Source organism: Pseudomonas sp. 2822-17, from assembly GCF_002742485.1.
GTDB lineage: Bacteria > Pseudomonadota > Gammaproteobacteria > Pseudomonadales > Pseudomonadaceae > Aquipseudomonas > Aquipseudomonas cyclaminis.
Window position 1 is genome coordinate 1 of record NZ_LJRZ01000314.1, and the last position, 354, is coordinate 354.

General features: G+C 34.5%; 1 protein-coding gene. It reads left to right on the plus strand.

The features are described from left to right. A partial coding sequence (locus AOA60_RS32615; RefSeq protein ID WP_178075331.1) for an NAD(P)H-dependent oxidoreductase occupies positions 1-253 on the plus strand: 253 nt, incomplete at its 5' end. Positions 254-354: the final 101 nt, after the last annotated feature.

Sequence of the window (354 nt, forward strand, 5' to 3'; positions counted from 1 at the left end):
TGGAGAAGACCCAATACCCTTATTGACGGGAAAAAAGGCTGCAATGATTTATACAACAGGAACGCCTAAAGAACAATTCATTAATGAAGATATTGAATTAAACTTTTTAGACCTAGTGGATAAAACCATTTTTCAGTTCTGCCGACTTGAAAATAAAGGAAACCTTCATTTTGGAGATGTTATACAGTGTAGTGATCTTGAGCGCCGAATGATGCTACAAGAAGTAGAAACATTTGCGAAGAACTCTTTTTGACCATGAACGAAGAAAGTTTTAAAACTCCCACATGTCAGATACATGTGGGAGTTTTATATTTAGACATATAGAACTATTCAACAGGAACATACTAATTTAAC